Here is a 2,619-nt window from a genome sequence, read left to right on the forward strand (position 1 = left end):
GACCAGCGGGATGCGACGCTTTTGGATTTCTTTAAAAATGGTTAAATCTCGTGTATTTCGGGCTATGGAGATCAGCAGGCCGTCCACCCTCATGGCCATCAGGGTTTGTAAGTGCTTGCGTTGTCTCGCCTCGTCTTCCTGAGAAACCATCAGCACAATTTCATAGCCTTTCTCAAAGGCGCAATGGTAAAAAGTTTCGATGACGCTGGCGAAAAAGGAGTGGGCAATTTTAGGCGTGACCAGGCCAATGGTGAACGTGCGCCTCGCGGCCAGATTACGAGCCATGACATTGGGCGTGTAGCCCCGTTTTTGCGCCAGTTGTTTGATCTTCTGCTTGGTTTCGGGGGCAATATCGGGATGATCGCGCAAGGCTTTGGAAATGGTTACCTTGGAGACCTTGAGTTCATTAGCCAGGTCCTGAAGTGTAATGTTACGATATTTATTCACATTGCGCCCTATATTAAACGTTTACTTAACCGGTAACTAAATGTACGATCGGATTTATCTGTTGTCAAATTTTTTTTAAAATTGAAATCCTATTTAACGTGGGGGCTGGCATTTTCTTACCGATTCTAATAAAAAAATCTACTATTATCTATGAACATAAAAAACACAAATTACAGCGATTTATTGAGATGTGTCTAATAACAAATGGTACATTTTAGTAAAATTCAGCATGGAAATGCCCGTGTAAAGTGGAACCATTGGGAAAAGATTTTTGTTTTCAGCCAGGGGTGGAGAGGGGCTGGCGTAGATTTGTACTTATTTTTTTATCAGCTTGCATGCCTGTTTTTTTAAGCCACATTTCTTTACTATCTTCATTAATCTTTAAAGTATTGTTAATAGCGGACGAAATGAAAGTTAAGACTGTTGTGAAGGAAGGAACAATAACGATTTAATTTGAAGAATCGTTGTAATTTTAAAGAAAAATCAGACCTTTAGTGTGCTTTTGACAGTGGCTGTAAAACGGTTCAAGAATCTCTTACCTATTTGAACACAGTTTTTTAGCCTTGTACTCCAACACACTTACAAAGGCATCAATCATTTATTCACAACCACATGTTTAACTTTTAAAAAAGGAGACTCAGCGATGAAAAAAGCATTGTTTTTTACGGCCGTTTTGTTGTTCTTTTCAACCAATCTCTGGGCGCAACGAACAAGCGACGTGCAGGGTGGAAAAGATTATCCGCTGGTCAGTCGATTCAGCGGATCGGTAATGGAGTTTTATGAGGTCAAGAATTTTGATCGATATTACATGCTTTTTTTGCAAGACAACAAATTAGAAAAATATGAAATCGACGGTAAAATTACGCGCATCCAATATTCGTCTCAGCCGCAACACTCCGTTTTTGAAATTTATAAAAGTTACGAGCAGGCTTTAAAAGAGGCCGGCTTTGAGATTTTACTTGTTCTGGATAAAACCAACTGCGGCGTTAATTTAAGCGAGGCGCTTTATATCGGTGAATTTAACGGGTTGAATGCCCTGTCACGGGACGCCCTAAAACCAGACTTCAGGGAGGGTGAGTTCGCCTATCTTTCCGCAAAAAAGAGAATAGACGATAAGGATGTTTATGTGGTGGTTTACGTTACAAACTGGAATTTTCCGCTCATTACGTTCGATGCCATTGAAGTAAAAGCGATGGATAAAGGTCTGGTTACGGTAAAGAATCTGGAAGAAGGTCTTTCTAAAGACGGACATATTGCCATATATGGCATCCACTTTGATTCGGGTAAATCCAGCATAAAGCCTGAATCTGGCCAGGCATTAAAAAATATTGCGCAATTTCTGAACGCCCATCCAGAAAAAACGTTTTTTATTGTTGGACATACGGACAATGTTGGGAATTTTGATGATAATCTGCAGCTGTCGCAGGCCAGAGCAGAAGCCGTGGTTCATGAACTGGTAACCCAATATGCCGTCAAAAGCGATCAATTAAAGTCCTATGGCGTTGGCCCGGTGGCGCCGGTGGCCAGTAATTCAACGGAAAAGGGAAAAGCGAAAAACAGAAGAGTTGAAATTGTGGAAGAGTAGATGTAGGGCGGTAAGGTTGTGTGTTTAACGATCATTTTACAAATGGCATTGTGTGAGCGAACTTTGGGAAACGGCTGTGGAGGTGTTTTGCACAAAATGTGAACTTTTATTTTCGTTATCCTTTTTGTCAAATAACCTGAAGACTTCTGCAAAATTAAACTGTGGCTGTCATTCTCCCAAAAGGGATGGCTTCCGCCATGAGGAGCGAAGCGACGAAGAATCCACTGTTTTTATTTAACTTATGAGATTCTTCGCTTCGCTCAGAATGACAATTAATGCAATTTTGCAGAAGTCTATCAAATAACCTGATCACAAACGTGTTGCATGGGGCTGTCCAAACAGTTGAAATTTACGCAACTAAATACATTAGTGTTTAATTTTATCTACTTCATATTCAACCCTTTCTCTTTATGAAAAAGATGGGGGGAAGGTGAGTTTTATTTTAAAACCCATCTCCCGGCCATAGCCGTCAGGCTAAGTATTTAAAACCTTGAATAATAACGAATTAAACTTGGTAAATTTAGCTTTTTTTGTATATTAAGGTAGAACCACACAAAAATTAAAAACAAAATATTTATTAAAAAAAG

General features: G+C 39.8%; 2 protein-coding genes. One reads left to right on the forward strand and one right to left on the reverse strand.

Features of this window, described 5'->3' with window-relative positions; genetic code table 11:
• Positions 1-447: LacI family DNA-binding transcriptional regulator (locus tag ACWB0I_RS10320; RefSeq protein ID WP_479387982.1), on the reverse strand; the 447-nt coding region annotated here is incomplete at its 3' end.
• Between the two features lie 643 nt (positions 448-1,090).
• Here ACWB0I_RS10320 and ACWB0I_RS10325 point away from each other — a divergent pair.
• Positions 1,091-2,032: an OmpA family protein gene (locus ACWB0I_RS10325; protein WP_479387983.1), complete on the forward strand. Its 942-nt coding sequence runs from the start codon at positions 1,091-1,093 to the stop codon at positions 2,030-2,032.
• Positions 2,033-2,619: the final 587 nt, after the last annotated feature.

The sequence above is a fragment of the Caldithrix sp. genome (assembly GCF_056497305.1).